This window comes from Bradyrhizobium sp. 154 (genome assembly GCF_023073875.1).
Classification (GTDB): Bacteria; Pseudomonadota; Alphaproteobacteria; order Rhizobiales; family Xanthobacteraceae; genus Bradyrhizobium.
Genome location: NZ_JADPKG010000067.1, coordinates 22,044 through 46,604, shown reverse-complemented (window position 1 = coordinate 46,604; position 24,561 = coordinate 22,044). Strand labels below are relative to the sequence as shown.

At 60.4% G+C, this 24,561-nt stretch carries 22 protein-coding genes and 2 pseudogenes; 18 read left to right on the top strand and 6 right to left on the bottom strand.

The annotated features are described in order from the left end of the window. Positions 1-216 (top strand): hypothetical protein (locus IVA92_RS17250; RefSeq protein ID WP_247276181.1); only part of this gene is annotated, 216 nt, incomplete at its 5' end. Positions 217-671: 455 nt separating this feature from the next. Here IVA92_RS17250 and IVA92_RS17245 read toward each other — a convergent pair. Both IVA92_RS17245 and IVA92_RS17240 read right to left on the bottom strand, forming a co-directional pair. Next, positions 672-1,178 carry a cupin domain-containing protein gene (locus IVA92_RS17245; RefSeq protein ID WP_247276185.1) on the bottom strand — a complete coding sequence of 169 codons (507 nt, stop codon included), beginning with the start codon at positions 1,176-1,178 and terminating at the stop codon, positions 672-674. 38 nt (positions 1,179-1,216) lie between these two features. Continuing rightward, the gene (locus IVA92_RS17240; RefSeq protein WP_247276180.1) at positions 1,217-2,095 is read right to left on the bottom strand and encodes an SDR family NAD(P)-dependent oxidoreductase; all 879 of its coding nucleotides are present in this window, start codon (positions 2,093-2,095) and stop codon (positions 1,217-1,219) included. Between IVA92_RS17240 and IVA92_RS17235 the strand changes: the two genes are divergently transcribed. From IVA92_RS17235 to IVA92_RS35595, 3 genes are all read left to right on the top strand, one after another. Further along, on the top strand, positions 2,081-3,421 hold the full coding sequence (locus tag IVA92_RS17235) for a Rieske 2Fe-2S domain-containing protein (protein WP_247276179.1): 1,341 nt from the start codon (positions 2,081-2,083) through the stop codon (positions 3,419-3,421). The two genes, IVA92_RS17240 and IVA92_RS17235, sit on opposite strands and share 15 nt — an antisense overlap. A 66-nt stretch (positions 3,422-3,487) precedes the next feature. Further along, complete coding sequence (locus IVA92_RS17230; protein WP_247276178.1) at positions 3,488-3,844, top strand: non-heme iron oxygenase ferredoxin subunit; 357 nt, start codon at positions 3,488-3,490, stop codon at positions 3,842-3,844. Then, positions 3,841-5,055 carry an FAD-dependent oxidoreductase gene (locus tag IVA92_RS35595; protein WP_247276177.1) on the top strand — a complete coding sequence of 405 codons (1,215 nt, stop codon included), beginning with the start codon at positions 3,841-3,843 and terminating at the stop codon, positions 5,053-5,055. The genes IVA92_RS17230 and IVA92_RS35595 overlap by 4 nt, the downstream gene beginning before the upstream one ends. 41 nt (positions 5,056-5,096) lie before the next feature. Here IVA92_RS35595 and IVA92_RS17220 read toward each other — a convergent pair whose 3' ends face one another. After that, positions 5,097-5,657: a MarR family transcriptional regulator gene (locus tag IVA92_RS17220; RefSeq protein ID WP_247276176.1), complete on the bottom strand. Its 561-nt coding sequence runs from the start codon at positions 5,655-5,657 to the stop codon at positions 5,097-5,099. 253 nt (positions 5,658-5,910) lie between these two features. Here IVA92_RS17220 and IVA92_RS17215 point away from each other — a divergent pair, with 253 nt between their 5' ends. Next, positions 5,911-7,095, top strand: coding sequence for an ABC transporter substrate-binding protein (locus IVA92_RS17215; RefSeq protein ID WP_247276175.1), 1,185 nt, complete (start codon positions 5,911-5,913; stop codon positions 7,093-7,095). Positions 7,096-7,111: 16 nt separating this feature from the next. On the opposite strand, the gene IVA92_RS17210 is transcribed toward IVA92_RS17215, so the two are convergent. Beyond that, positions 7,112-8,089, bottom strand: a complete 978-nt coding sequence (locus IVA92_RS17210) for a LysR family transcriptional regulator (protein ID WP_247276174.1) — start codon at positions 8,087-8,089, stop codon at positions 7,112-7,114. A gap of 254 nt (positions 8,090-8,343) precedes the next feature. On the opposite strand from IVA92_RS17210, the gene IVA92_RS17205 reads away from it, so the two are divergent. The 11 genes and pseudogenes from IVA92_RS17205 to IVA92_RS17155 all read left to right on the top strand — a co-directional run bounded on the left by IVA92_RS17205 (position 8,344) and on the right by IVA92_RS17155 (position 18,866). After that, positions 8,344-9,531, top strand: a complete 1,188-nt coding sequence (locus IVA92_RS17205) for an ABC transporter substrate-binding protein (RefSeq protein WP_247276173.1) — start codon at positions 8,344-8,346, stop codon at positions 9,529-9,531. Next, on the top strand, positions 9,507-10,232 hold the full coding sequence (locus IVA92_RS17200; RefSeq protein WP_247276172.1) for a nitroreductase: 726 nt from the start codon (positions 9,507-9,509) through the stop codon (positions 10,230-10,232). The genes IVA92_RS17205 and IVA92_RS17200 overlap by 25 nt, the downstream gene beginning before the upstream one ends. Before the next feature lie 27 nt (positions 10,233-10,259). After that, positions 10,260-10,799, top strand: a complete 540-nt coding sequence (locus IVA92_RS17195) for a DUF4863 family protein (protein ID WP_247276171.1) — start codon at positions 10,260-10,262, stop codon at positions 10,797-10,799. Between the two features lie 431 nt (positions 10,800-11,230). Beyond that, on the top strand, positions 11,231-12,166 hold the full coding sequence (locus IVA92_RS17190) for an NADP-dependent oxidoreductase (RefSeq protein WP_247276184.1): 936 nt from the start codon (positions 11,231-11,233) through the stop codon (positions 12,164-12,166). A gap of 72 nt (positions 12,167-12,238) precedes the next feature. After that, positions 12,239-12,889 (top strand): HD domain-containing protein, encoded by a 651-nt coding sequence (locus IVA92_RS17185; protein WP_247276170.1) that lies wholly within the window; start codon positions 12,239-12,241, stop codon positions 12,887-12,889. Between the two features lie 168 nt (positions 12,890-13,057). Further along, positions 13,058-13,480, top strand: coding sequence for a cupin domain-containing protein (locus IVA92_RS17180; protein WP_247276183.1), 423 nt, complete (start codon positions 13,058-13,060; stop codon positions 13,478-13,480). 96 nt (positions 13,481-13,576) lie between these two features. After that, on the top strand, positions 13,577-14,551 hold the full coding sequence (locus IVA92_RS17175) for a GlxA family transcriptional regulator (RefSeq protein ID WP_247276169.1): 975 nt from the start codon (positions 13,577-13,579) through the stop codon (positions 14,549-14,551). A 202-nt stretch (positions 14,552-14,753) separates the two neighbouring features. Beyond that, complete coding sequence (locus tag IVA92_RS17170) at positions 14,754-16,220, top strand: catalase (RefSeq protein WP_247276168.1); 1,467 nt, start codon at positions 14,754-14,756, stop codon at positions 16,218-16,220. A gap of 80 nt (positions 16,221-16,300) precedes the next feature. Beyond that, positions 16,301-16,942 (top strand): HD domain-containing protein, encoded by a 642-nt coding sequence (locus IVA92_RS17165; protein WP_247276167.1) that lies wholly within the window; start codon positions 16,301-16,303, stop codon positions 16,940-16,942. Positions 16,943-17,635: 693 nt separating this feature from the next. Beyond that, positions 17,636-17,894, top strand: a pseudogene (locus IVA92_RS17160) (carboxymuconolactone decarboxylase family protein); the annotation flags it as partial. A 52-nt stretch (positions 17,895-17,946) separates the two neighbouring features. Further along, positions 17,947-18,866: pseudogene (locus tag IVA92_RS17155) on the top strand (NADP-dependent oxidoreductase). 772 nt (positions 18,867-19,638) lie between these two features. Here IVA92_RS17155 and IVA92_RS36045 read toward each other — a convergent pair. Then, positions 19,639-20,496 (bottom strand): AraC family transcriptional regulator, encoded by an 858-nt coding sequence (locus IVA92_RS36045; RefSeq protein ID WP_247276166.1) that lies wholly within the window; start codon positions 20,494-20,496, stop codon positions 19,639-19,641. 216 nt (positions 20,497-20,712) lie between these two features. Next, positions 20,713-21,243 carry a hypothetical protein gene (locus IVA92_RS17145; protein WP_247276165.1) on the bottom strand — a complete coding sequence of 177 codons (531 nt, stop codon included), beginning with the start codon at positions 21,241-21,243 and terminating at the stop codon, positions 20,713-20,715. A 642-nt stretch (positions 21,244-21,885) separates the two neighbouring features. Between IVA92_RS17145 and IVA92_RS17140 the strand changes: the two genes are divergently transcribed. Together IVA92_RS17140 and IVA92_RS17135 are read left to right on the top strand one after the other, a co-directional pair. Beyond that, a complete protein-coding gene (locus tag IVA92_RS17140; protein ID WP_247276164.1) occupies positions 21,886-22,566 on the top strand; it encodes an isochorismatase family protein in 681 nt (226 codons plus the stop codon). Between the two features lie 320 nt (positions 22,567-22,886). After that, positions 22,887-23,930, top strand: coding sequence for a LysR family transcriptional regulator (locus IVA92_RS17135; protein ID WP_247276163.1), 1,044 nt, complete (start codon positions 22,887-22,889; stop codon positions 23,928-23,930). Positions 23,931-24,561: the final 631 nt, after the last annotated feature.

Below are 24,561 nucleotides of genomic sequence, written 5' to 3'. Positions count from 1 at the left end.
TCACCGCGCGCCGGCGGCGTCAATCATCCCGACCGCGCTATCCAGAGCATTCCGCGCAAGTCAAGCCCGGGCACCGGTGATCCTATCGTGACGCTCACGACGCGGATCGCGCCGTCGCGATCGAAGCGTCGCGACAGCATGTCCGCGATCTCAATTTGCGGGGATGGCTTATTGCGGCCAATCATCGGCTATGGCTCGCGATATCACATGTGCTAAACATTCGTGACGGTACTTCGCTGAAGCTGCTTGAGCGCCGTGCATTTCGAGCGCGATCGAGTTTTTCGCCTGATCGATTTCGATAGTTCTCGATACTATACAGAAAAATTTTCGAGCGATTTTTCTTTTAAAATCAGCACCGTAGCTTTTTGACGGCTCGAGTGTCGGCTTCTCGCTCTACGCGAAGGAAAAACATCAGCCAGATCAGCTCTCTAACCTGATCTAGAACAATTGAGTGGGAGCAGTGCGACCGACTGCAGTGGCGCAGTTTGGCGTAGTTTTGGTGAGGTTGTCGCGCTTACTTTCATTTGCAGGAGGCCGACACAAACTTATGGCCTCCACTTAACGCGATCGAGGTCGGCATTCCACCGCGTTTTCGCGAGCGGAGTATTGCTGCGCATCTCGTCGCGTAAAAGGGCCCCTGGGGTGGTCCAAAGCCTCAGTGGAAGGAGCCGTTATTGGCGCAAAGGGGCCTGCCCGAGGAGAGTGGTCAATTCCGCCCCCTCGTCAGCTACGAAAACGGCGATCAGTTCGGCCGGCTCCGTGTTGCTTTCATTGGCGGAAACCAAATGCGTCGCGCCCGGCGGTTCAAAGAACGATTGGCCAACCGCGAATGTTTCCAGCGGGCCGCCCTGGAGCTGCGAGCGGACCTGGCCCTTGGTGATGTAGGCCGTGACCGAGCCGCCATGGCGGTGCGGCGGCGTGAATCCTCCGGGACCGTAACTCACACGGACCACAGTTAGTCTCTTGCCTGGGACATTCGGCAAAGCGCGCGAATCGATCACTTCGACCTTATTGAGCGATGAGCCCGAGGCATTGTCGGCGCATAGCGGCGCCGGGATTGCCGATATCGCGTCCGTTGCAATCGGCAGCGTTCGCGTGATCGCCACCGCGCAGGCCAAACCGGTCACGACGACGAAGGACAGGCGCCGCCAATTCTGCTCTGCGAGCGGTGATATCATTTCCAATTTAGCGGTCATCCAGCATCTCCTGTTCGATCTCAAGTAGCTGCGGCGGGGCTGAACACCGAAAGCGGCGCGGGATCGCGGCTCGGCGGAGGGGGGATTTTCCCGTCGACATCGGTGAAGCCATATTCCGTGGCAAGTTCCGAGGCGAGCAGGATCTGTCCAGTCTTGGTGATCACGCCGGGATCGGCGGCCAGCGCCGCAATCGCGCGCCCGACAAAAAGCGGCGTTTCGCCTCGTTCGGCAATCAGCTTGGCGAGCGCCGCCGGCACCCGATCGGGCTGCGCCGCAAGCTTCTCGCTCTTGATGTAACCGGGCCAGATCGAGACGGCGGAAATGCCGAACGGCTTCAGTTCATGCGCCATATCGCGGGCCATCCGGTCGACGCCGGATTTCTGCACGCCGAACGGAACGTTGAAGGTGTAGCGGACGCCCCCGCCTGACGACGTATTGACGATCAGGCCGCGTCGCTGCGGCAGCATCAATGGGACTGCTAATTGGCTGGCGACGAAGTGCGAGCGCAGGCCGACGCGGTGCAGCGTATCCCACAGTGAGGTCGGCACCTGCCAAAAGGGCACGTTGACCGGCATGGTGTTGGGGGCCGCAAAGACGTTGTTCACGAGCACGTCGAGGCGTCCGTAGTTGCGCCGGATCAGGTCGAAGACGTCCCTGACTGAACGGTCGTCGGAATGGTCGCAGAGAAGACCAACACCCTGGCCGCCGGCCTCGTCGATCGCGGCCACTGTCTCGTCGAGAGAGCCGGGCCATTCGGCGCCGCTGCCACTGTTGCGTGTGCGCGCGGTCACGATCACGGTCGTTCCGCACTCGCCGAGGCCGATCGCCACGCCCTTGCCGACCCCGCGGCTTCCTCCCGTCACCAACGCAATAGAATCCTTCAGATGTCTCCCGGACATACAACCATCCCAGTTATCTTCTGTGGAAGCTATGTTGACAACAATCTTCCAAGGAAGATAATGCGCGGATATTGCGAAACGGTCAACCAGGGATGGATCGCTATGATCACGAGGGAAGAGAATGAACTGTTGTGCCGCGTCACAGGGGACGCGCCGATGGGACGAATGCTGCGTCAGCACTACTGGCTGCCGGCCATCCTCTCGGTTCGAGTGCGCAAAGGTGAAGCGCCTGTGCGCGTCAAGCTGTTCGGCCGCAATTTCGTGGCCTTCCGCGGCAGGGACGGGACTGTCGGCTTCCTTGATGAAGCCTGTCCGCACCGGGGCGCCTCGCTCGCACTTGCGCGGGTCGACGATTGCTCGGTGACCTGCCTGTTTCATGGTTGGAAAATCAACGCCGGTGGCGAGGTGCTCGATGTTCCCAATGAGCCGAACAATCCGAGCGAGTTCGCCAAGACCGTCAGGGCGAAGGGCTACCCGACGCGTGAAGGCGCAGGCCTGATCTGGGTCTGGCTTGGCGAAGGCAAGGCGCCTCCCGCGCCGGACTTCGAATGGATGGATTTACCGCCGGACCAGGTCTACGCAGCCGGGATTGAGCTCAATGCGAACTGGTTGCAGGGGGTCGAGGCAACCATCGACTCTTCCCACGTCGCCCTGCTGCACCAGAGCTGGACCACGAGCTCAGCAACGGATTTTGGGGCAACTCGGGTCAACACCGAGGTCAGTTACCAGCTCGACAAGAAGCCGTATGGATTCCGCGCAGCCGCGCTTCGCTCCGCCGCAGATGGATCTTGTCTCGCCCGTGTGACGGAGTTCGTGATGCCTTATTATGGATTGATCGCACCAATTTACTCCGGACCGCAGCAGGATCGTACCGCTATCATCGCCGTCCCGATCGACGATGAGAACCTGATCCAGTGGTACATCTATTACAATCCCGAGAAGCCGGTGGATTCCTGGCGCAAGGTGCAGCGGGCCAATCAGTGGCCGATGGCCGGCGGCCTACCGGGTGATCAAACCAATAGTTGGGGACAGAACCGCCAGATCATGGACGCCGGCAACAGCACCGGATTCCACGAGATCGTCATCGAGGACTTCGTTGTGATGGTCAGCATGGGCCCTATTGTCGACCGTACGCAGGAATATCTCTGTTCTGCGGACCAGGCGATCGTCAGGGTACGGCGCCAATTGCTTGAGGAAGTGCGCGGCTTCATGGAAGGCAAACCGCCGAGGAGCGGCCAGAGCGAGTCCATGTCATACAAGGACATCCGTGCGGTCGGTGGTCGGCTGGCGTCCGCCGCCGAGGACTGGCGGCAAATTCCCCGCTGATAGGAAGTGAAGCATCGGCGCGGATATGGTCCGCGCCCATTTCCCGATTCAGGAGATATCGTGGCCATGACCTGGAAGCATCTGTGTGCCGCCTCGAAACTGCCCGACGGGGAGCCGTTAGGCTTCGAGGTTGGCGACCAGAGGGTCGCACTCTACAAGGTCGACAACCACATCCATGCAACCGACGACGTCTGCTCGCATGCGTTCGCGTTGCTCTCGACAGGCTTTCTCGAAGGCCATGTCGTTGAATGTCCGCTGCATGGTGCGATGTTCGATGTGCGCGACGGCAAGTGTCAGTCCGGCGCCTATAAAGACATCAGGTCGTTCGAGGTCGAGATCCGCGATGGCGAGGTTTACGTGGATATCGACGAGGGCGCTGCGAATGAGAAAGGTCCCGATCACACGCTGGGTGCTGAAGCGTGAGCGGGCTCGTCGTCATCGGAGCCTCCTATGCCGGTGTTCAGGCGGCGCTAGGTGCCCGCGGGGTCGGTTATTCCGAGCCGGTCACTATTGTCGCCGACGAGCAATCGCTCCCTTATGAGCGGCCGCCGCTATCCAAGGAGTTTTTGCTCGGAGAAGCCGGCGAGCAGAAGCTCGTCCTGCGCGATGACGCGTTCTTTGCGCGCGAGCGAATCGACATGCTGCTCGGCCAACGCGTGACCGAGGTTGATCTGGCGGCCAGGCAGCTCGCAGTGCAGGGCGGTGGGCGGCTGAATTTCGACAAGCTCGTGATTGCCACGGGATCGCGGGCGCGGCGGATTGCAATCCCAGGTGCCGAGCTCGACGGCGTCTGCTATCTCAGAACAGTTGCCGATGCCGTCGATCTCAGGGCACGTCTGCCGCGGGCGGCCGAGATCGTCATTGTCGGTGGCGGGTTCGTTGGACTCGAGGTCGCATCATCGGCGGCGAAGCTTGGCAAGAAGGTCACGGTCATCGAAGCAGCCTCGCGGCTGCTTGAGCGGGCGGTGTCGCCCGCAGTCTCGCGCTTCCTGTTCGATGCCCATGCGCAAGCGGGTGTCGATGTGAGGCTCGGCGAGACGGTCGTTGCGATCTCCGGCAGCGCCGGGCGAGTCGCTGGAGTCGAGCTTCGCAGCGGCGGCCGGTTGCGCACGGATCTCGTCGTCGTCGGCGTCGGCGGAATCGCAAATGATGAGCTCGCCAATGCCGCCGGGCTCCGGTGCTCGAATGGAATCGTTGTCGATGAACATGGCCGTACAGCGGTGCCCGAGGTCTGCGCCGCCGGCGATTGCGCTAAGCACTACAATCGATTTGCGGACGACTGGATCAGGCTGGAATCGGTCCAGAACGCCCAGGACCAGGGCAAGGCGGCCGGGTTGGCGATCGCGGATCGTCATGCGCCCTACGATAGCGTCCCCAGATTCTGGTCGGACCAGTATGACCTGAAGATCCAGATTGTAGGGCTCTCCGGACGTTCCGACCAGATGGTGACCCGCGGCTCGATCGAGGAGGGCAGGTTCTCAGTATTCCACTACAGGCAGGGGAGAATGGTCGCGGTCGACAGCATCAACAGGCCGGGTGACCAGATGGTGGCGCGGCGCCTGATCGCTGCGGGGATTTCGCTGACGCCGGCGCAGGCCGCAGATGACCTGTTCGATATCAAAGCGCCCCTGTAGGCGATCGAGAGGGTGGTTGGCCAGTCGCGCGACATCGCGTCTTAGCCCGCCACCGGACGGCCGGCTTTCTTCGTCGTCTTCACAGCCTTCACGGTCAAGAGCTTGCGCAAGCACTTGTCGAGCGTTGCGAGCTCGGCCTTCGTCAGTCCGCTTGCCTCGATCACGCTTTCGACGCCCCCGGCGATCTCTGTGATGCCGCGGTCGGCAGTGGCAAGGCCCTTCGCGGTCAGGCGAACCAGCTCCGACCGGCCATCGTCATTCGCCGAGACACGAAGAACGAATCCGCCTTCCTGCAGCCGTGCCACGCGCTTGGTCATAGCTCCGGACGTCACCAGCAGGGCACGGAACAGGTCGGTCGGGCGCAGTTCGTACGGCTTTCCGGACCGGCGCAGTGCCAACAGGACGTACAGTTCGCCCGTCTGCAGGCCTACAGTCTTCGATATTTCCTGCAGCCGAATTTCGTGAAGCAGGCTGACGCGTTCCAGCCGCAGCAAGGTGCAGGCCGCGGCGAGATCGAGATCGGGGCGCTGCTCGAGCCAGGCGGCTTCGATATCGTCGTACAGGCCGCTTTCGGTGTTGGATGCCGGTTTGCCGACGGACATTGTCACACGCGACATTCTCTGCTTCCGCATTCCTTCTCACCCTGGTTCTGCCCGCCTTGGTCCTGCGCCGAAGGCACCTGCATCACACATTCGTGCAATCTAACACCCCCGTCGCCGCGTGTCGCGCGGCAGGTTCCGGCGATTGGTCGAGTCGGTGGTAAAATCCCGGTGGGTGGTCATTGCCCCGAAGTCCGATATTGACAATTATCTTCCTAGGAAGAATAATTCCGATAAGAGATATATGGGAGGTTACATGCGGGGACTTGGCGCAGCATTCCTGTTCGCGGCATCATTGGTTACCTCGGGAGCGGTCATGGCGGGCGAGGGCGAACTGATCCTCGGGCAGACGATGCCCTATAGCGGTCCGGCCTCGGCGCTGAGCTCCGTCGGCAAGGTGCAGGCCCGCTACTTCCAGATGATCAACGAGCGCGGCGGAATCAACGGCCGCAAGATCAAGCTGATCTCGCTCGATGATGGCTACAGCCCGCCAAAGGCGGTGGAGCAAACCCGCAGGCTGGTCGAGAGCGACGAGGCCGTTGCGATCTTCGGCAGCATGGGGACTGCACAGAACGCGGCGGTCCAGAGGTACCTCAATAGCCGGAAAGTGCCGCAGCTTTTCGTCTTTGCTGCGAGCGATCGTTTTGCTGATCCGAAGACCAGCCCCTACACCATCTCGGGAATGACGCTGTTCAGTACCGAGGCCGCGATCTACGCGCGGCTTGTGTCCGAGAGCATTCCGCAGGCTCGTGTCGCGGTGCTGTACCAGAACGACGATTATGGACGCGAATATCTCCGCAGCTTCAAGGCCGAGCTGGCGCGGCTCGATCCGCAGGCGGGGGTCGTTGCCGTCTCGCCCTATGAGGTGACATCTCCGACAGTCGAGTCCCAGGTCGTCACGTTAGCCAGCAGCGATGCCAACGTGTTTCTGAACGCGTCAACTGGCAAGTTCACTTCTCAGGCGATCCGGAAGGCCGGTGAACTTGGCTGGCACGCGCAACAGTTTCTGCCGATCGGAAGCAATTTTGTCTCGACGATCCTCAAGCCGGCGGGGCTCGCAAACGCCAAGGGTGCGATTTCGGCTACGCCCACCAAGACGGTGGGCGACCCCGAGTGGATCAATGATCCATCCTATCTGGAATGGCTGGCCTTCATGAAGAAGTATTATCCGGAAGGCGACATTGAGGACCAGCTCAACTTCACCGGATGGAACGTGGCGGTCCTCATGACGCTGGTGATCGAAGCCTGCGACAACGACCTCTCACCGCAGAATCTGATGAAGCAAGCCACGACGCTGAAGAATGTGACGCTTCCGGGCCTGATTCCCGGTATCACCGTCAGCTCAAGCCCTGACGACTATCGGCTGATCAAGGCGCTGCGGCCGCAACGTTTCGACGGGGAGCGCTGGGTTCCGATATCAGGTACGATGGCCGCTCGATAGGGAAGCCGCAATCCGCCTAACGCCCGCGTCTGAGGTCCTCGGCCGCGCGTCGGAGGATCTCATGAAGCCAGTCGTGCGATGGTTCGCCCTCGATACGTTCATGCCATAACAGGCGGACTTCGACGGCCGTAGTGGTGTAGGGCAGCTCGTAGGTCGCAATCGCATGATGTTGCGCGAGCGCCCTCGCCAGCGGACGCGGGACAATGGCCGCCAGTTCGGAATCCTGGAGCAGCGCGGGCAGGGCAAGAAAATGCGGCAAAGAAACCGCGATCCGCGGCGGTCGGTCGCTTTCGGAGAGCGCCCGCTCGAGCGCCGCGCGGTCATACATCTCAGAGCGCCGGGCGAGACCTCTCTCCGAAATGAAGCCGTCGATGGCGCCCTCCTGCTCGCCGCCAAAGGAGACGACGACCAGCGACAGGCGCGCAAGTCTTGGTTTGTCCAGCCGCCCGAGTTTACGATTTCCGCCGACAATCAGCACGTCGTCATATTCGAATAACGGCGACGTGCGGAAGCGGCTCGGCGGGGCCGAGAAGACCCCGATAGCGACGTCGATGCGACCGAGATCGATCTGCTCGGCAAGGTCGATCCGGGTCACGGGCTTGATGGTCAGGTCAATGGAGGGCGCCTCCCGGCCGAGTAGTTTCAGGAGCGGAGATGCCAGGACCATCGTCGTGAAGTCGTTGGCGGCGAGCGTGAACTGCTTGGTGGACGTTGCCGGGACGAAGGTCGGCAGTTCAACCGCGGCCTCCAGGGTTCGCAGAGCCTCACGAACCTGCGGCGCCATCGTCAGCGCGCGCGCCGTGGGTTGCATGCCCGTGGCCGTGCGCACGAACAGTTCGTCCTCCAGCATCTCGCGAAGCCGGGCAAGCGAATGACTCACGGCGGACTGGGTCAGCGCAACCTTCTGGCTGGCGCGCAGCACGCTACGTTCGTCCATAACGGCGTCGAACACCTTGAGCAGATTCAAGTCCAATGTCTTGAAGGAAACGGGCACGACGAGGATCCTGTTGGCAGCCAGCCGCGTGCGCACAAATTGCCGCGATGGAATCCAGTTAAAACCAGGCTCGCGCTGGACGCAACCGCGGGATATGGGGACATGCTGCCGCCGGTGCGCCAATCTGAAGGCGGTTCAGGACAGATCTGCGAAGGTTTCACTTCCGTCGCTCTCCGATCCCGTCATTATTCCCGTCGCCTGTCTAGAGGAGGGTCGCAATGAGATCCAGCGAGATATCGGGTGTCAAACGCAAGATGGTCGTTGCGATGGTGGCGTCGGCGCTACTTGGGACATCGGCAGTTGCGCAGGATGCTCCTGTCAAGCTGGGTGTCCTGACCGACATGTCCTCCCTTTACGCCGACAACGGGGGCCAGGGGTCGGCGGTCGCGGCGCAGATGGCTGTTGACGATTTTGGGGGCAAGGTGCTCGGGCGATCGATCCAGATCGTCGCCAGCGACCACCAGAACAAGGCAGACGTCGGTGCGGCGATCGCACGGCGCTGGCTCGACAACGAGGGCGTCGAGGCGATCCTTGACGTGCCGAATTCCGCTGTTGCGCTCGCGGTCCAGGGCATTGCGCGTGACAAGAAGAAGCTGTTTCTCGCCACAGGCGCGGCAACGTCGCGCCTGACAGGTGACGAGTGCTCGCTGACGGGTATTCACTGGACCTACGATACCTATGCTCTGTCGCAGGGCACAGCCAAGGCGATCTCACGTCTTGGCGCAAAGAGCTGGTTCTTTCTCTCTGCAGACTATTCGCTCGGCGCGCAGCTCGAGGCCGACAGCCGCAAGGTGATCGAGGCGACCGGCGGCAAGGTCGTCGGCGCGGTCAAGCATCCGGTCAACACGCCCGATTTCTCTTCCTTCCTGCTGCAGGCGCAGTCCTCAAAAGCGGACGTGATCGCACTCGCCGATGCTGGGGGTGATTTCATCAACGCAGTCAAGCAGGCCGGAGAGTTCGGAATCACGCGTCAACAAAAGCTTGCCGGCCTCATCGTTTTTATTGCCGATATCCATAGTCTTGGATTGCCGAGTGCCAAGGGCCTGATGCTCAGTTCGGCATTCTATTGGGATCTCAATAATGAAACGCGTGAATGGTCGAAGCGCTTTGTCGACAAGACGCAGAAGGTCCCGACAATGATCCATGCCGGCACCTATGGAGCGGTGGCACACTATCTGCGGGCAGTCGAAGCGGCAGGCACGCTGGATGGACCGACGGTGGCCGCCAGGATGCGCGAAATGCCGGTGAACGATTTCATGACGAAGAACGGCCGCATCCGCCAGGACGGACGGCTGATCCGCGACATGTATCTTTTTCGCGTCAAGTCGCCTGAAGAGTCGAAATACAGGTTCGACTACTACGAGCTACTCGCGAACATTCCCGGGGAAGAAGCGTTCAGGCCGATGGAGGAAGGGGGATGCCCGCTCCTGAGGAAGCCGTGACCGGCGAAAGCTTGGCGCCCCTTGCCCCTGGAGGCATCGACGAGATCATGACCGGCCGAACGGCGTGCCGCGAATTCTGCGACGATCCGGTCCCGCGGCGGACCGTCGAGCAGATTCTCAGCGCAGCGCGGTTCGCACCAAGTGGAGCGAACATTCAGCCCTGGCACGTCTATGTGCTCGCGGGCGCGGTCAAGGACAAGGTGTCGGCGGCGCTGCTGGAGGCGCACCAGACGTCGCGCGACGAGCACGTGTCCGAATACAAATACTACGCCAGCGACTTGCCCGAGCCGTACCTAAGGCGGCGACAGCAGTTCGGTCAACTGTTCTACGGCGCGCTCGGGATCGCGCAGGCCGATTCCGAGGCGCGGGCACGGCAGACCGCGAAAAACTATACGTTCTTTGGCGCCCCGGTCGGACTGATCGTAACCATCGACCGCCGCCTGGAAGTCGGAAGCTGGCTCGACCTCGGAATGTTCGTGCAGAACGTGATGCTGGCAGCGGCAGGGCGCGGACTTCAGTCCTGTCCGCAGGAGACGTTCGCGAAATATCACCGGATCCTCCGTCCGCTGCTGTCGATCCCGACGGAGCAAATGGTGGTGTGCGGCATTTCCATCGGCCGTGCCACGGTTGTGGGAGCGGAAAGATTGATGCCGCGGGCGGACGTCAATGAGTTCGCCACGTTCGCGGGCTTTGAAGCGTGAGATCCAATCGAGAAAGAGGAGAGGGCCATGGGAAGCCGGGAAGAACTAATTCAACGCAGTATTCCGTTCTTGCGGGAGGTCAAGGATATGACGCCCGGCGCCGAGATGGAGCGCTGGCTCAACGAGAAATATGGTGAGCAAAGCTCGCTCTACCAGGATCTGAGCCGCCTCATCAAGATCGGAGTTGAGGAGGGCTGGGCGGCGAACCAGGAGGTCGAGGGCCCGAATTACCGGCGCAGCCGTATTCTGGAGCCAACTCCCGAGACGTTCCAGTTCAGCATCACCGCCGTGTACATGAATAGCGCCGATCCGCGTCGCTTCAAGGACGAGGATGATAGCGACGTGCTACGCGGCCAGTATCACGGCCATCCCTATGGCGAGCTTAACCTCGTGGTGCCCCTGAACAAAGGCGCGGAGTTGAAGGGACTGCAGGGTTGGCAAGGACCCGGCTGGACGGCGCCCGATCCTGGCAGTCGGCACTATCCGGAGGTGAGGGGTGGCGCTGTCATTGCTCTGTTCTATCTGCCGGCCGGGCGCATCTCGTACGAATTCAAGGCTCCGGCCTGACGGACGAGCCATCGTGCGTTGCCAAATGCCCGACAAGGATGGCCGCAGTGCCGACACGCTCGGCTAGATTTGCCGGGCGAATGTCCTTGGACGCTACATTGATGTCTGGCGACCGGCATCCGAAACCGCTAGATCCGAATTGTGCCGCGAGAAGGCGGCCGGGGATTGTCGGGCAGAGCCGAGCCGATCGACCGCCGTTGTCAGGAAACGACGTACGCCTGTCCTGATCCAAAGGATGCTGTTTGTTGTCCAAGCAGGATCGATTGCGACATATGGGGCAGAGCCATCCGCCAATTCGATTGGCGATAGGCTCCGCCCATTGCACCCTTCAGGAGAGCGCGGGCGGTAGTCATGGCGAACGGAAGGGAGCGAGTGAGATGACCCCCGGCAGCGTCAATCCTAAGGCCAGTCACGAGCGAGCTCGTTCAACAATGATGGCTTGGCGTGTCCACGAGTTTGGGCCACCTGAGGTCATGAAACTGGAGCGCGTCCCGCGGCCGGAACCCGGCCCTGGCGAGGTGCTGGTTAAGGTCGAAGCCGCAGGGGTCGGGCCCTGGGATGGATGGATCAGGGCCGGAAAGAGCGCTCTGCCGCAACCGCTGCCTCTGACGTTGGGCTCCGATCTTTCGGGTGAAGTCGTCGGCGTCGGCCCAGGCGTTTCCGATCTGCGCGTGGGAGATCAGGTTTATGGCGTCACGAATTCGAGGTTTGTCGGGGCCTACGCCGAATACGCTTTGGCTTCTGCCGGAATGGTTTCGAACAAGCCCGTTTCGCTGACCCACGTTGAAGCCGCTTCTGTTCCTGTCATTGCGGTCACCGCATGGCAGGCGCTGTTTGATCAGGCCCAGCTCAAGGAGGGCCAAAAGGTGGTCATCCATGGAGCGGCAGGGAACGTCGGGTCCTATGCGGTTCAATTGGCGCGGCGCGCGGGTCTGCAGACCATGGCGACCGCCGCGGCTCATGATATTCCATTGGTGCGCGGGCTCGGCGCGGATGCCGTGATCGACTACCGCGCTCAACGGTTTGAGGAGCAGGTTCGCGAGGCGGACGCCATCATCGATCTGGTCGGCGGTGAAACGCAAAGCCGTTCGTTCGAGGTACTCCGCCGCGGCGGCAAGCTGATCTCTGCGGTTTCCAACCCGGATCAGGATCTGGCAAAGCGCCACGGTGTTCAAGCCGGCTTCTTCCTCGTCAACATTACCAGCCGGTATCTGATGCAGATCGCCCGTCTTGTCGATGATGGAAAGTTGCGAGCAACGGTAGGCGCTGTCCTGCCCCTCGCGGACGCGCGTGAAGCTCATTTGATGCTGGAGCGCTTGCGGCCCCAGCCGAAAGGAAAAATCGTGCTCGCGGTTACTTCGAGTTGATGACACCAGGCGTTTGGCTCGCGAGCCATTGTGTGTCGCCTGCACATCGGCCGCTCTTGAAGGAAACATCAAATGACCACGCGAAATCTCGTCCGTGCTCCCCTCATTCCCGATTCCGTTCTCGCGAAAGAGGCGACAGATATCCTACGTGAGAATTCAACCGATCTGCTGTTTAATCACTCGATCCGCGTCTACCTGTTCGCGGCTGAGCAGGGGCATCAGAGAAAGCTCCGGTTTGACCCTGAGCTCCTTTACATCGCCGCAGCATTTCACGATCTCGGCCTGATCAAGAAGTTCTCGAGCCCGGACGAGCGCTTCGAAGTCGATGGTGCAAATGCCGCCCGTCAGTTCCTCAGCACCCACAACATCCCGGAAGATCAGGTGCAGACGGTCTGGGAGGCAATCGCGCTGCACACCACGCCCGGCATCCCGAAGTATATGCGTCCCGAAGTCGCGCTCCTCAATTCAGGTGTTCTTCTCGACGTCATCGGGGTGGGGTTCGATCAGTTTCCCGCGGATGTCCTACAAGAAATCATCGCCAGGTACCCGCGAACGAACTTTAAAAATGGCTTCATTCAGGAGTATTTCGCGGGCTTTGCGCATAAGCCGGCGACCACGTACGGCACGGTCAACGCCGCCGTCTGCGAGCGTTTCATGCCGGGGTTCAAGAGCCCAAACGCGTGCGATCTGATTGCTGCATCTCCCTTGCCGGATTCTCCATGACGACGCCCAACATCATAAAGAGGAAGTGCCATGCTCCTAGAACTCAAATACGCGTACGGGCGAATTGCCAGCCGCGAGGCACTTGCCATTCTTCGCGGGCTAATTCTGAACGCGCTTTCTATCGACACAAAGGGTCACAAGATCGCCGGGCTACTGGCCAGAAGCGCAGTGCGAGCCGCCGCCGTTCCGTTGCTAGCATCAGCGATCGCTTTGGCAGCCTCTCCCGCGATCGCTCAGGACCGGGAGCAAGTGAAGGTTGTCTTCGAGCACGCACTGCCAAATGTCGAAGGAAAGCGCTTGGTTTCCGTCCTTGTGAGTTATCCTCCCGGAGCTAAATCGCTGCCTCATCACCACGCGGCGTCGGCATTCATCTACGCTTACGTACTGTCGGGGACGATCTGCAGTCAGGTCGATAATGGCCCGCCGAAGGTCTACCATCAAGGCGAAGCGTTTTACGAGATGCCGGGCTCACATCACCGGATGAGTGAGAACGCGAGCGAAACGGAGCCTTCCAGTTTACTCGCGGTCTTTGTCGTCGATGCCAAGGACGATGTCTTGACGACGCCAGACAGCGCGCCAGGATCGCGATAGGGCGCCTCAGGCGGGGCTGTCCCGGATCGCGCCAGACCCTTTGCAGTGTGCGGACGGCATGCATAATGAGGCTCCAGACTGGAGGGGCAGCAAGGAGTGCCGATACAAGCTGTTGCGATCGTCATCTACGAGGGGGTCCAGGCCTTGGATGTGGCCGGCCCTCTTGATGTGTTCAGTGAGGCGAACACGTTTATTGACAATGCCGACCGCTATGAAACAGTGTTGATCGGGGCTCACCGCAAGCCGTTGCGAGCCTCGAACGGTCTGCGCTTAATGGCGGACCTGACCTTTGACGAAGCGACGGGCGGTTTCGACATCATCCTGGTGGCGGGTGCGCCGACGCCACCAGAAGCGCAACCCGACCCCTCCTTGGTCGAATGGGTCAGCCAGTTGCCGTGGCGCTCGAGCGTGTATGGATCGATCTGCACCGGCGCATTCGTGCTTGGCTATGCCGGCCTGCTCGATGATCGGCGTGTCACGACCCACTGGCAGGATGCGCAGGCGCTGGCGGCGAGATTCCCGAAGGCAAAGGTCGAGCCTGACTTGATCTATGTGCGGGACGGACGGTTGATTACCGCGGCCGGTGTGACTGCCGGGATAGATCTGGGCTTGGCGCTCGTGTTGCAGCGGCATGGCGCGGAGACGGCGCTCAAGGTTGCCAAACGGCTGGTTGTGGTGGCCCAGCGCCAGGGTGGACAATCGCAGTTCAGTCCTTACCTGACAGCACCTGCCGATCCGGAATCGCCGATCGCACGCATCCAGGACCACGTCATGGCCCGGTTGAGCGATCGCCACACGCTGGAGTCGCTTGCCGCTGTGGTCGGCATGAGCCCCCGGAACCTAGCCCGGCATTTCGTGCAGGTGACCGGTATCACGCCGCACGAGTTCATCGAGCGCGCCCGCGTCGATGCGGCTCGCATGATGCTGGAAGGAAGCGACCGGCCGCTGAAGGCGGTCGCCTTCGATTGCGGCTTCGGATCGGCGGACCGGATGAGGATCGTCTTCAGCACCCGTCTTGGCGTCACCCCGGTGCAATATCGCGCCAGCTTCCGGCGAACAGATCCGGAATAGGCTGCGACCTCTCCGAGCAAACCGCGACCGCTGCAAATGATCTGCCCACGTTTTGGCAGCAAACGACGTGCGGCTGTCCTGATCCATTGGATCATGTGTGTGGTCGGCTGCGAGAATACTCTGCAAAATACGCACAACCAGATCAGGTCTCGCATTGAGGCCGGCAGCAGTTCGATGCCGTCGTGAGAACAGGAGGCAGATCATGACAGAGTCCCGTCCACCCATGACACACGCAACCGGGGCGCCGGTGGCTGACAATCTCAACATCATGACTGCAGGGCCGCGTGGTCCGGCGCTGCTCCAGGACATCTGGCTCATCGAAAAGATGGCGCATTTCGACCGCGAGGTGATCCCCGAGCGGCGGATGCACGCGAAAGGGTGGGGCGCCTACGGCACCTTCACGGTCACTCACGACATAAGCCATTACACCAAGGCGAAGATATTCGCGCAGGTCGGCAAGACGACACCGATGTTCGCACGCTTCTCCACGGTGGCTGGCGAGCGGGGTGCGGCCGATGCGGAGCGCGACATCCGCGGCTTTGCGCTGAAGTTCTACACGGAGGAAGGCAACTGGGACATCGTCGGCAACAACACGCCCGTCTTCTTCTTCCGCGATCCGCTGCGCTTTCCCGATCTCAATCACGCCATCAAGCGCGATCCGCGTACCGGCCTGCGTTCGGCCGATAACAATTGGGATTTCTGGTCGCTGCTGCCCGAAGCGCTGCACCAGGTGACGATCGTCATGTCCGACCGGGGTATCCCGAAGAGCTTCCGGTACATGCACGGCTTCGGCAGCCACACCTTTTCAATGGTCAACGCTGCCAACGAACGTGTCTGGGTCAAGTTCCACTTTCGCACGCAGCAGGGCATCCAGAACCTCACCGATTACGAGGCGGCCGCACTCGTGGCCAACGATCGCGAGAGTCACGGGCGCGATCTGCTCAATGCGATTGAGCGCGGCGACTTCCCGCGCTGGACGATGTTCATCCAGGTGATGACCGACGAGCAGGCGAGGGCGCACAAGCATAATCCGTTCGACCTCACGAAGGTGTGGCCGAAGTCAGATTATCCGCTGATCGAGGTCGGCGTGATCGAGCTCAATCGCTGGCCGGACAATTATTTTGCCGAGGTCGAGCAGGCCGCCTTTTCGCCGGCCAATGTCGTGCCGGGCATCGGCTTCTCGCCCGATAAGATGCTGCAGGCACGCCTGTTCTCCTATGGAGACACGCAACGTTACCGGCTGGGCGTGAACTTCAATCACATTCCGGTCAACGCGCCGAAGTGCCCATTCCACAGCTATCACCGTGACGGCGCCATGCGCACCGACGGCAACCTGGGTGCGACACCGACCTATTGGCCGAACAGCAAGGGCGCCTGGATCGACCACGATCCGCAGCGCGCGGAGCCCCCGCTCGAATGGTCGGGCGCAGCGGCCCATTGGGATCATCGCGCTGACGACGATCATTACGAGCAGCCGGGTAATCTCTTCCGCAAAATGACACCGGCGCAGCGCCAGGCGCTCTTCGAGAACACGGCGCGGGCAATGGGCGATGCGCGGCTCGAGGTCAAGCAGCGCCACATAGCCAATTGCATGAGGGCCGATCCTGCCTATGGCGCCGGTGTGGCGCAAGCACTCGGGCTTGCATCGACCGAGATCGCCGCCGAATAGCGGCGGCGTCCGTCCACGATCCCTAATGATCGTGTGGCGATTTGTGCCACCCCATTCCGACCCAACGAAGGAGACGATCAATGTCCGAGATGATTGCCGGCATCCGCGTACCCGACAGCGCCATCGCACGCGCCGCGACCCAGCTCGTGCGCGATACCGAAGACGATCTGCTCTACAATCACAGCCGCCGCGTCTTCTTTTGGGGGGCGCTCACCGGCGAGCGCCGCAGCCTGAAATACGATCCGGAGCTGCTCTACCTGGGCGCCATGTTCCACGACATGGGACTGACCGAGAAGTATTCGAGCGCCGACCTGCGCTTCGAAGTGGACGGCGCCAACGCCGCACGCGACTTCATGAAGAGTTACGGCGTGCCCGAACGCGACGTCGAGGATGTCTGGACCGCGATCGCGCTGCATACGACCCCCGGCATCCCCGAGCACATGCGTCCCACCATTGCGCTGGTGACCGCCGGCGTGGAAATGGACGTGCTCGGTATCGCCTACCACGACTTCACGCACGAGCAGCGGGACCATGTTTGTGCCCATCATCCGCGGGAGGCCAACTTCAAGGAGAACATCATCGATCACTTCGCCAACGGCATTATGAGGAAGCCTCTGACGACGTTCGGAAACGTCAAGGCCGACGTACTGGCGCTGAAGGACATGAACTATGTGCGCGGAAACTTCTGCTCGATCATCCTCGGCTCAGCCTGGCCGAATTGAAGGTCGTTGCTGGAGCGCAGCGAGGTTGCAGATCGCAACTCTCGGCTCCGGCGCCGACAGAATCGACGGCAACCGCCGCCCGAGCCAGCTTCGCGCGCGGCAGAATCCGAGGCGCGGGTCTCGATTCAAAGACGGCGGCCTCTGCCGCAGCCGGGTATTCGGGTTGAGTGTCATTTCCAACGTGCCGGGCGCAGGAGTCGAGGCAGCTCTGGGTGCAAAACGGGACTATCGATACTCAGGTCGACTGGCTACTGACGGTGTCTGGCAAGTAGCGACGGGCCCGGGAGAGGGCGTGCCGACTTACCATACGTCAATCGCGCCGAACGATCTCGAGGGCGTTCAAGCAGCTTGAACATCGGCAGGGGAAGTTGCTGCCGGTGGGAAGGAACCCGGTCGTCATGCAGCGCGCCACCGGACCTCCTGCACGTGTCCTGAGCCCCCATCTCCAAAGTGGGTATTGATGATGACTGAACTCACGGCGATATGGAGACAATCAGCAAGTGAGCGTCCCGGCCTTCATCGCCGCGATCAATGAGGACGGAAAGCCAAGCCTTTCGCCGAATTCGTCGCTAAATTGATAATCCTGCGCTGACGATTCACGTTCTCGAGGTCCCATGTCTCAGGCCGACTGGTTGAGTCATCTCCTGCAAATCATTACCGTTACCGGCCAACTCGAGGTCCGCTGCGCTTACGGCCGATTCGAAACCGACCCTCGATACGTTCACTAGGAACATCGGGTTCACGCCAAACATGATGGCTACCTTCGCGCAAAGCCCGATCGCGTTCAACGCATGGGCCGCTCTGCTCGGGTCCTTGAGCAAGGCGCTCGACGTGAAGACCCGCGATGGAGATCGTCGCGCTTGTGGCCGTGTACTCGCTGATGAACTTCTTCAATAACGTCTTCCATCCCGATCAGGACTTTCCCGCGGTGGCACCCGCCGGCTCGATCTGAGCAAATGGGCCTAGTGATTCAGAAAGACTAAGCACATGAAGGAGAATTCAAGATGAAAGCGATCATCGTGACGGACCAGGCTGCCGGACTTGCCGGCATGAAGTTGGCGGAACGGCCCGAACCTCGCGCGGCCATAAACGACGTCGTCGTGGAGGTTCACGCATCGGGCTTCGTTCCGACGGAATTGGAGTGGCCCTCGACGTAGACCGATCGTCGCGAACAGGACAGAACTCCGGCGGTCCTCGGGCACGAATTTGCCGGCATCGTCGCGGCTGTTGGCTACGGCACGACGGGACTGTCGGTGGGACAGCGCGTGTTCGGCCTTGCCGACTGGTATCGGGACGGCACGCTCGCGGAGTACATTGCCATCGAGGCCCGCAATCTCGCGGCGTTGCCGGGTGACGTCGATTTCACGGTTGGCGCGAGCCTGCCGATCTCCGGCTTGACGGCATGGCAGGGGCTTTTCCAGCACGGCCGTCTTCAGGCAGGCCAGAGCGTGCTTGCGCATGGTGCGGCGGGCGCGGTCGGCTCCATTGTGGTTCAACTCGCACGCGCGACCGGCGCCTATGTCATCGGAATAGGACGCGCGGCCGACCGGCAGAAAGCCCTCGACTTCGGCGCGAATGAATTCGTCGACCTGGAGAACGATTCGCTCAAGGACGTCCGTGGCGTCGATCTCGCCTTCGACGTCATCGGCGGCGACATCCAGAAGCAGTCTGCAGCCCTCGTCAGGGCCGGAGGGACGCTGGTGACTGTCGTCGGCCCGGCGGAGGCCGAGCCGCTGGAGGGTTTGGCACCATCGACTTCGTCGTGGAGGTCGATCGTGGTCAATTGAACGAGATCGTCCAGAGGGTGCGGGACGGCAGGCTGCGGACGAACATCGGAAAGGTATCGTCCCTCGACGATGCTGTCGGCACCTTCAACTCGACCGAGCGACGCCAAGGCAAGACGATCATTCAGGTCCGGTCGTAAGAGCTTGGGTAGGAGGAGGGTTCAGCTCTCTCCAACGACTATCGTTCCGCTTCCGGATCGTGCCGAGTGTCTTGGCACGATCCGCGCGAAGTATGCGATGCGGTAGTCAGTCCGCTCCGGGTCAAACTGCGACGTAGCGTAGAGGCAGACCATTCTGAGTCGCGCACAGGCGAGCGAAGAGGAAGTACCAGCGTGTTGCTGATCTACGACCGTTTTGAAGGGACATCGCATCGGAGCGGCTTTAGCAGTCTTGTCTACGCAGGCAACGGTAATCAGTCGATTGATTTCGATTGTTGGCGGAGCCGCCAACACTGCCGGCGGCTGAAATTTTCCTGTAGATTCCTGACCGACAAAATGGGGCGGGCATGCCGGCGGGATTTGTCCGTCAGACAGGGAGATTTGTTTTTTAAAATCAAGGAGGAAACAGCGTTCGAAATGATCTCCGAAGGTTATCGGCTAGATTCGCGCAGGGTCGATACGTGCTCCCCGACGGATCTGATCTGTTGCCCATTCGATTAAACTGGGTGGAGCGGATATCCGACAGATGTTAAACCGATAGAGCAGGGCGGCGTACCAAAGCGCGCGAAAAGGCGGAAGCCGGATTTGGGCTAAGCCGGCGGCTGCTTTAGCCACTGAAGATCACAAACCCCGGGGTCAGGGGAGCGCTCCCGCGCTACGCCGCGCCACGACCTCGTGCGCCAAACTAAATTTGGTGGTGTTCAGTGCCTTAACGAAAGGCGAGACCTGGTGTAAATCGGTGGTTATTGCGTGATCAAATTTCGCTCTGGCGCCTATATTCCGTCGGGGTCGTTCCGACCATGCGGCGGAACGCGGTAGCTAGGTGCTGCGACGACGCAAAGCCACAAGCGTGCGCGACCTGTGTAACGCTAAGGCGGCCTGCTACCAGAAATTCCTTTGCGAGTTCTATTCGAAGCATCATTACATACCGATGGGGCGGAACTCCCGTGCTGGTCTTGAAGGCACGAGCGAAATGATATGGAGAGCGAGAAACAAGTGCAGCAAGCTCGGCGAGCGACAAGTCACTCGCGAGTTGACCCTTCATGTACTCAATGAGGAGCGTCAATTCTTTCGGTGCTAGTCCGCCTTTCGCCGGTTTCACCCCAAGCGCGGGTTGCGAGGCTCGCGCGAGCAAAGTTGCTAGCGCCATGCCAAAGCTGTCCGCCTCCAATTGCGTCAATCCATGCGCGCTTAGTTCCCAAAGTTGCTCGGCGAGTTGCAGCGGCAACGTGTCATAGCGTGCTCCATGATGCAGGGGGCCGCAGTCTTGGAGGCGCCAGGGATCGTCCCAAAACACCTTGGACGAAAATTCAATGACGAGAAGATCGATGTTGGAGTTAAGGTCGTACGTGCAAGGATGATCGGGAGGCGCGACGAAATAGTTTGGTGCGGACAGATCCGCTTTGAAACGGCCCGCGCCGAGATCGACGACAGACCGACCCGCGCGAGGCGTGCGGCTAATCTGAAGAGATACTCCGTGGGCGGACTCGACGTACTCACCGGCTTGGTGCCGCGGTGAACGAAACAAGTTAAGTCCGCCAACAGATCGGTGCTGTTGTTCGAACGGATATATTGAGCGGTAGTAGTCGGCGTAGCTCAGGGGGTGACTCACGGGGCGGGCATCCACGATGCCGCCTTCTACTAGGACAGTGGGAGAGGTGTCGATTACTTTATGGGTGTTTGTTGCGATCGCGGCAAAGCCGTTGGCGTACTCGTCTTCGATGCAGATCAGGTCGTTCTTTGCAAGTGGCTCCTTCGTAAGCCCGATGCTGAGTCTGGGTTGGTATTGTTACGTCAGCTGTTCAGCATTGTGGCGGATCAGCCATACTCACGGCCTGCGGCCTCGTCTCAGGATGCCGCGGATCTCGTCCGGCGTAGCGCAGAAGGTTTCATGGAAGGCCAATCTGGCTTCCGTCCAACTCCTGTCCAGCTCGCGGGCGAGTTGGTCGAGGCCGGGGTCATGAGCGTCGCCAAGAAGCGACAACAGGCGCTGGCCCTCTTGTCTGGAAAGCGATCGGGGCCGCGGGCGGCGAGGGGGCTTTGTCGTTGCGTAGGTGCGAATGAGATGGCATCCGACGTTCAAAGAAATATCGTCTAGCTCAAGGCGGCTAGGCACATCGCCGCGCCGCAGTCGCTGCTCGAGCCTGCGTCCGATCCGACCAAGCACGGGCTCTCGGGCAAAATCGGGTAGGGTGAAGGTTAGCCCCAGCGCGTCTATCGCCGAGAGTCCAAGGTCCTCGCCGAGTTGCCAGAGGTCGCTGGATGGAAAGTAAATGTGGATGACGCGCCAGTCGCCCGTCAGCATGGCCGCAGGTGCTTGACCTGCCTGAACCAATTGAACCGCGCCAGCCTCAAACATTCCCTCATGTACTTCGCGGCCATCCACGGCATAGGTGGCATGGTGGCCGCAAGTCGATACCGCGAGAATGTGTGTTGTCGGATCTGAAGGCGATGCAACTTCGAGTCTCTGAGCGTTCTGGCCCGCGAACACACCGGCCGATAGGCCAGCTGTCCGCCCCGGCCATGCAATTGCAATTAGATCGATGCCCCAATCAGCCGATACACTCTCAGGGGTTGTCGATCCTCGTTCGCCCACAGCGGTACCCACCGGTCAATTATCGCTTCGCATCGTGGCGTACGCGTGCCCGGGATAGATCTTCTTTTTCGCCAACGAAGCACCGGGTTACATTTCTACCATAGGCGTTGATCAAGTGCTGCCAGTTTCAACCTGTGTTCGACACCAAAGACGGTGGTTTTGCGCAAGAACGTGAACATTCACCAATTCCGTGAACGACGACTGTCGCTTTGTGCTCCACATCCATCCTCGAGATCGCTGGCGAGATCTGCACAGCGTTCTTTTTGCATGAAGGGCTAAAGGCGTGCGCCATCTCGGGTTGCACTGGCATTCCGCGAGACGGCCCTCAATCGAACCTATGAGTAGACCCCGGCGAGCCAGGATGCTTGTCCGGTGGGACACCATTGCCGCAGCTAAGGAGAAGTTATGGCGAATACATCGAAGAGCAAGTCAAGCGTTCTGCCGACTGGTGGCGGGCAAGCCTTGATCGACCCGGCCGACACAGTGATCCTATTGTTGGATCACCAGTCCGGTCTGTTCCAAACAGTAAAGGATATCGCCGTCGCCGACCTCCGGCGGAACGTCGAAATGATTGCGAAATTGGCGTCGTTGCTAAAGATCCCGGTCATTACGACGGCATCTGAGCCGAAGGGACCGAACGGCCCGCTTATGCCGGAAATCCATAAGCACGCGCCGCATGCCGTGTTTGTGCCTCGTAAGGGTGAAGTGAATGCCTGGGATAACGCGGACTTCGTCGAAGAGGTGCGCTCGACCGGCCGAAAGACGTTGGTGATGGCGGGTGTCTGGACGAACGTTTGCGTGATGTTCCCGGCGCTGGACGCCCGGGCAGCTGGGTTCGACGTGTATGTGGTTATTGACGCCTCCGGCGACCCGAGCGAACTGGCGTCACGCACGACCCTTGCCCGCTTCGTGCAAGGCCATGTTATCCCGACGTCGACGAATGCACTTTTGTCCGAGCTTCACCGCACGTGGGCCCGCCCTGAAGCGGCAGAGCTCGCGAAGTTGTACGGCCTGGTGGCGCCCAACTACGCCGCGGTAGCGGAGAGCTACGAGAAGGCTCAGGAGGTCGCGAAGCAGGCGAGGTGACGTCGAGCTTTGTTCGGGACGCCGCACACGCGGCATGAAGGCGTCAGCGCACGCGGCGGGCCGGACTGCGGTAACGGACGCCCGATCGCTCAACGAGCATTTCTGCGACCTAGCTCCTTCCGGAGCGCGGTACCACAAGACGGTACTAGGAGACATGTGAGCTCATGCTGGCGCAGGTCGCAGCCGACCGCACCGGGAGCTGCGCGACGATTCATCTGAAGGGATTCAGTTCTGCCAGCGTGCACAAGGATTGTTCACACGAAGGTGCAATTGAGCCGACCTAAGTTTCGCAACGAGTAATGATCTCTCGCAGTTTGGCCATGACCATGTCCCTCAATAGATTTGATCTGAATCTTCTGCGCGTGTTCGACGCAGTCATGGAGGAACGAAGTGTGCTGCGCGCCAGCAAGAGAATATGTGTCAGCCCTACAGCCGTTAGTCACGCTCTTGCCCGGTTGAGGGAATTGCTCGACGACGAATTGTTCGTTCGCACCTCCGCGGGGATGCTACCGACCGCGCGCTCAGTTGCGATGGCCCCTTTGATACAACAAGCGTGGAAATCACTGACGAGGGCGATCGATCCACCCAAATTCGAGCCAAGTAGTTCGACAAGGCGGTTCACTATTGCCATGAGCGATTTTGCCACCATGGTGATGCTGCCATATCTCCTCACCGTCTTAAGGCGGGAGGCGCCGCTGATTAATCTCGCAATTCGGCCGGATAGTTGGATCGATCTGGCGGAGGAGATGGATCTCGGACAGATTGATGCAGCAATCGGTACTTTCTCAGATGTGCCTGCGCGTTTCGAGTCAAGCCCGCTCTTTGCATACGATGATGTCCTCATCACGAGGCCTTCAAGGGAACTAGGCAAGCCGTCGCTCGAGGCGTTCTCTACCCTTGCCATAGCCGTGGTCTCGTTGAATGGAGAGCTTGAGGGAGCTGTCGATGGCTATGTATCTGAACGTGGGCTGGCCCGGCGATCGGAAATGTTCGATAGGGCAGCCTTCGAACGGGCCTTTTCTGGGGCAAAGCGGAGCCCGCGTATAGCTGTCTCATTGCCTCACTTCCTTGCGCTTCCCTCATTACTGGAGGAGGCGGACTTGTCGGCTATCGTGCCACGGCCGCTCGCCAAGTTGTTAGTCGGCAGGCACCCACTGTCGATGCACGAGTTGCCATACAAAACGACTTTGCAGGACGTTAGCGTTCTCTGGCATGAGCGTAACGAGAGTGATGCACCGCAAGAGTGGCTACGCGCCACATTGAGCCGAGCTACCGAGCCGCTACGGGCTCGCTTGTTTGAGTTTGCGTACCCCGCGCTACCCGTACTAAGCTCATCGGTGCAGCGGCTCGCCGCGGAAGCGTGAGGGAGCCGAAGACACCTGTGCTCCGGAAGCCAACACTAAGGTACGATTGACCTTCGCCGGAGAGGCGCTCTATTCTAGCGGGCGATCTGCTCCCGTGAAACGCCCGTTCGGCGAGCGCACATGCTTGACGAATTCCACGTGTTTGGACAAGTATCGTTCTACGATACGATGAAATAAGTCCTCTTTACTGCCGAACGTCGCGTACCGGCTTGATTTCGTAAGCCGCGTCGCGTCAAGAAGATCATTCAACGAAGGCTGTCGCGATCGAGACCTTTTTTCGATCCTGAACCAAAAATGCATTATTTTGGATCAATCGATCCATTATCCAAATCGATGTTATCGATTCGATAGCTCGATGTGGCGCCGGCCGGGAGCTCTACCAGTTCAAGAGGCCGGCGAAATCAAATGATTTCACCGGGAAGATGAATCCGGTGCAGTTTGGCGTCCGCCATTCGATCTCGGCTTTGTCCAGAGTCTAAACATTGTCCGGCGTGGAAGCTAGAGCGTTCGGTGAGGCACGCGAAGTGCCGCGCTTGCGAACTAATGGACTATTGGGGGTCCAGATTTCGGGGGCAGCAAGCACATTGGACGCACTTACGAGTGCATCTGGCTTCGCACCGCGGTTGCGTTC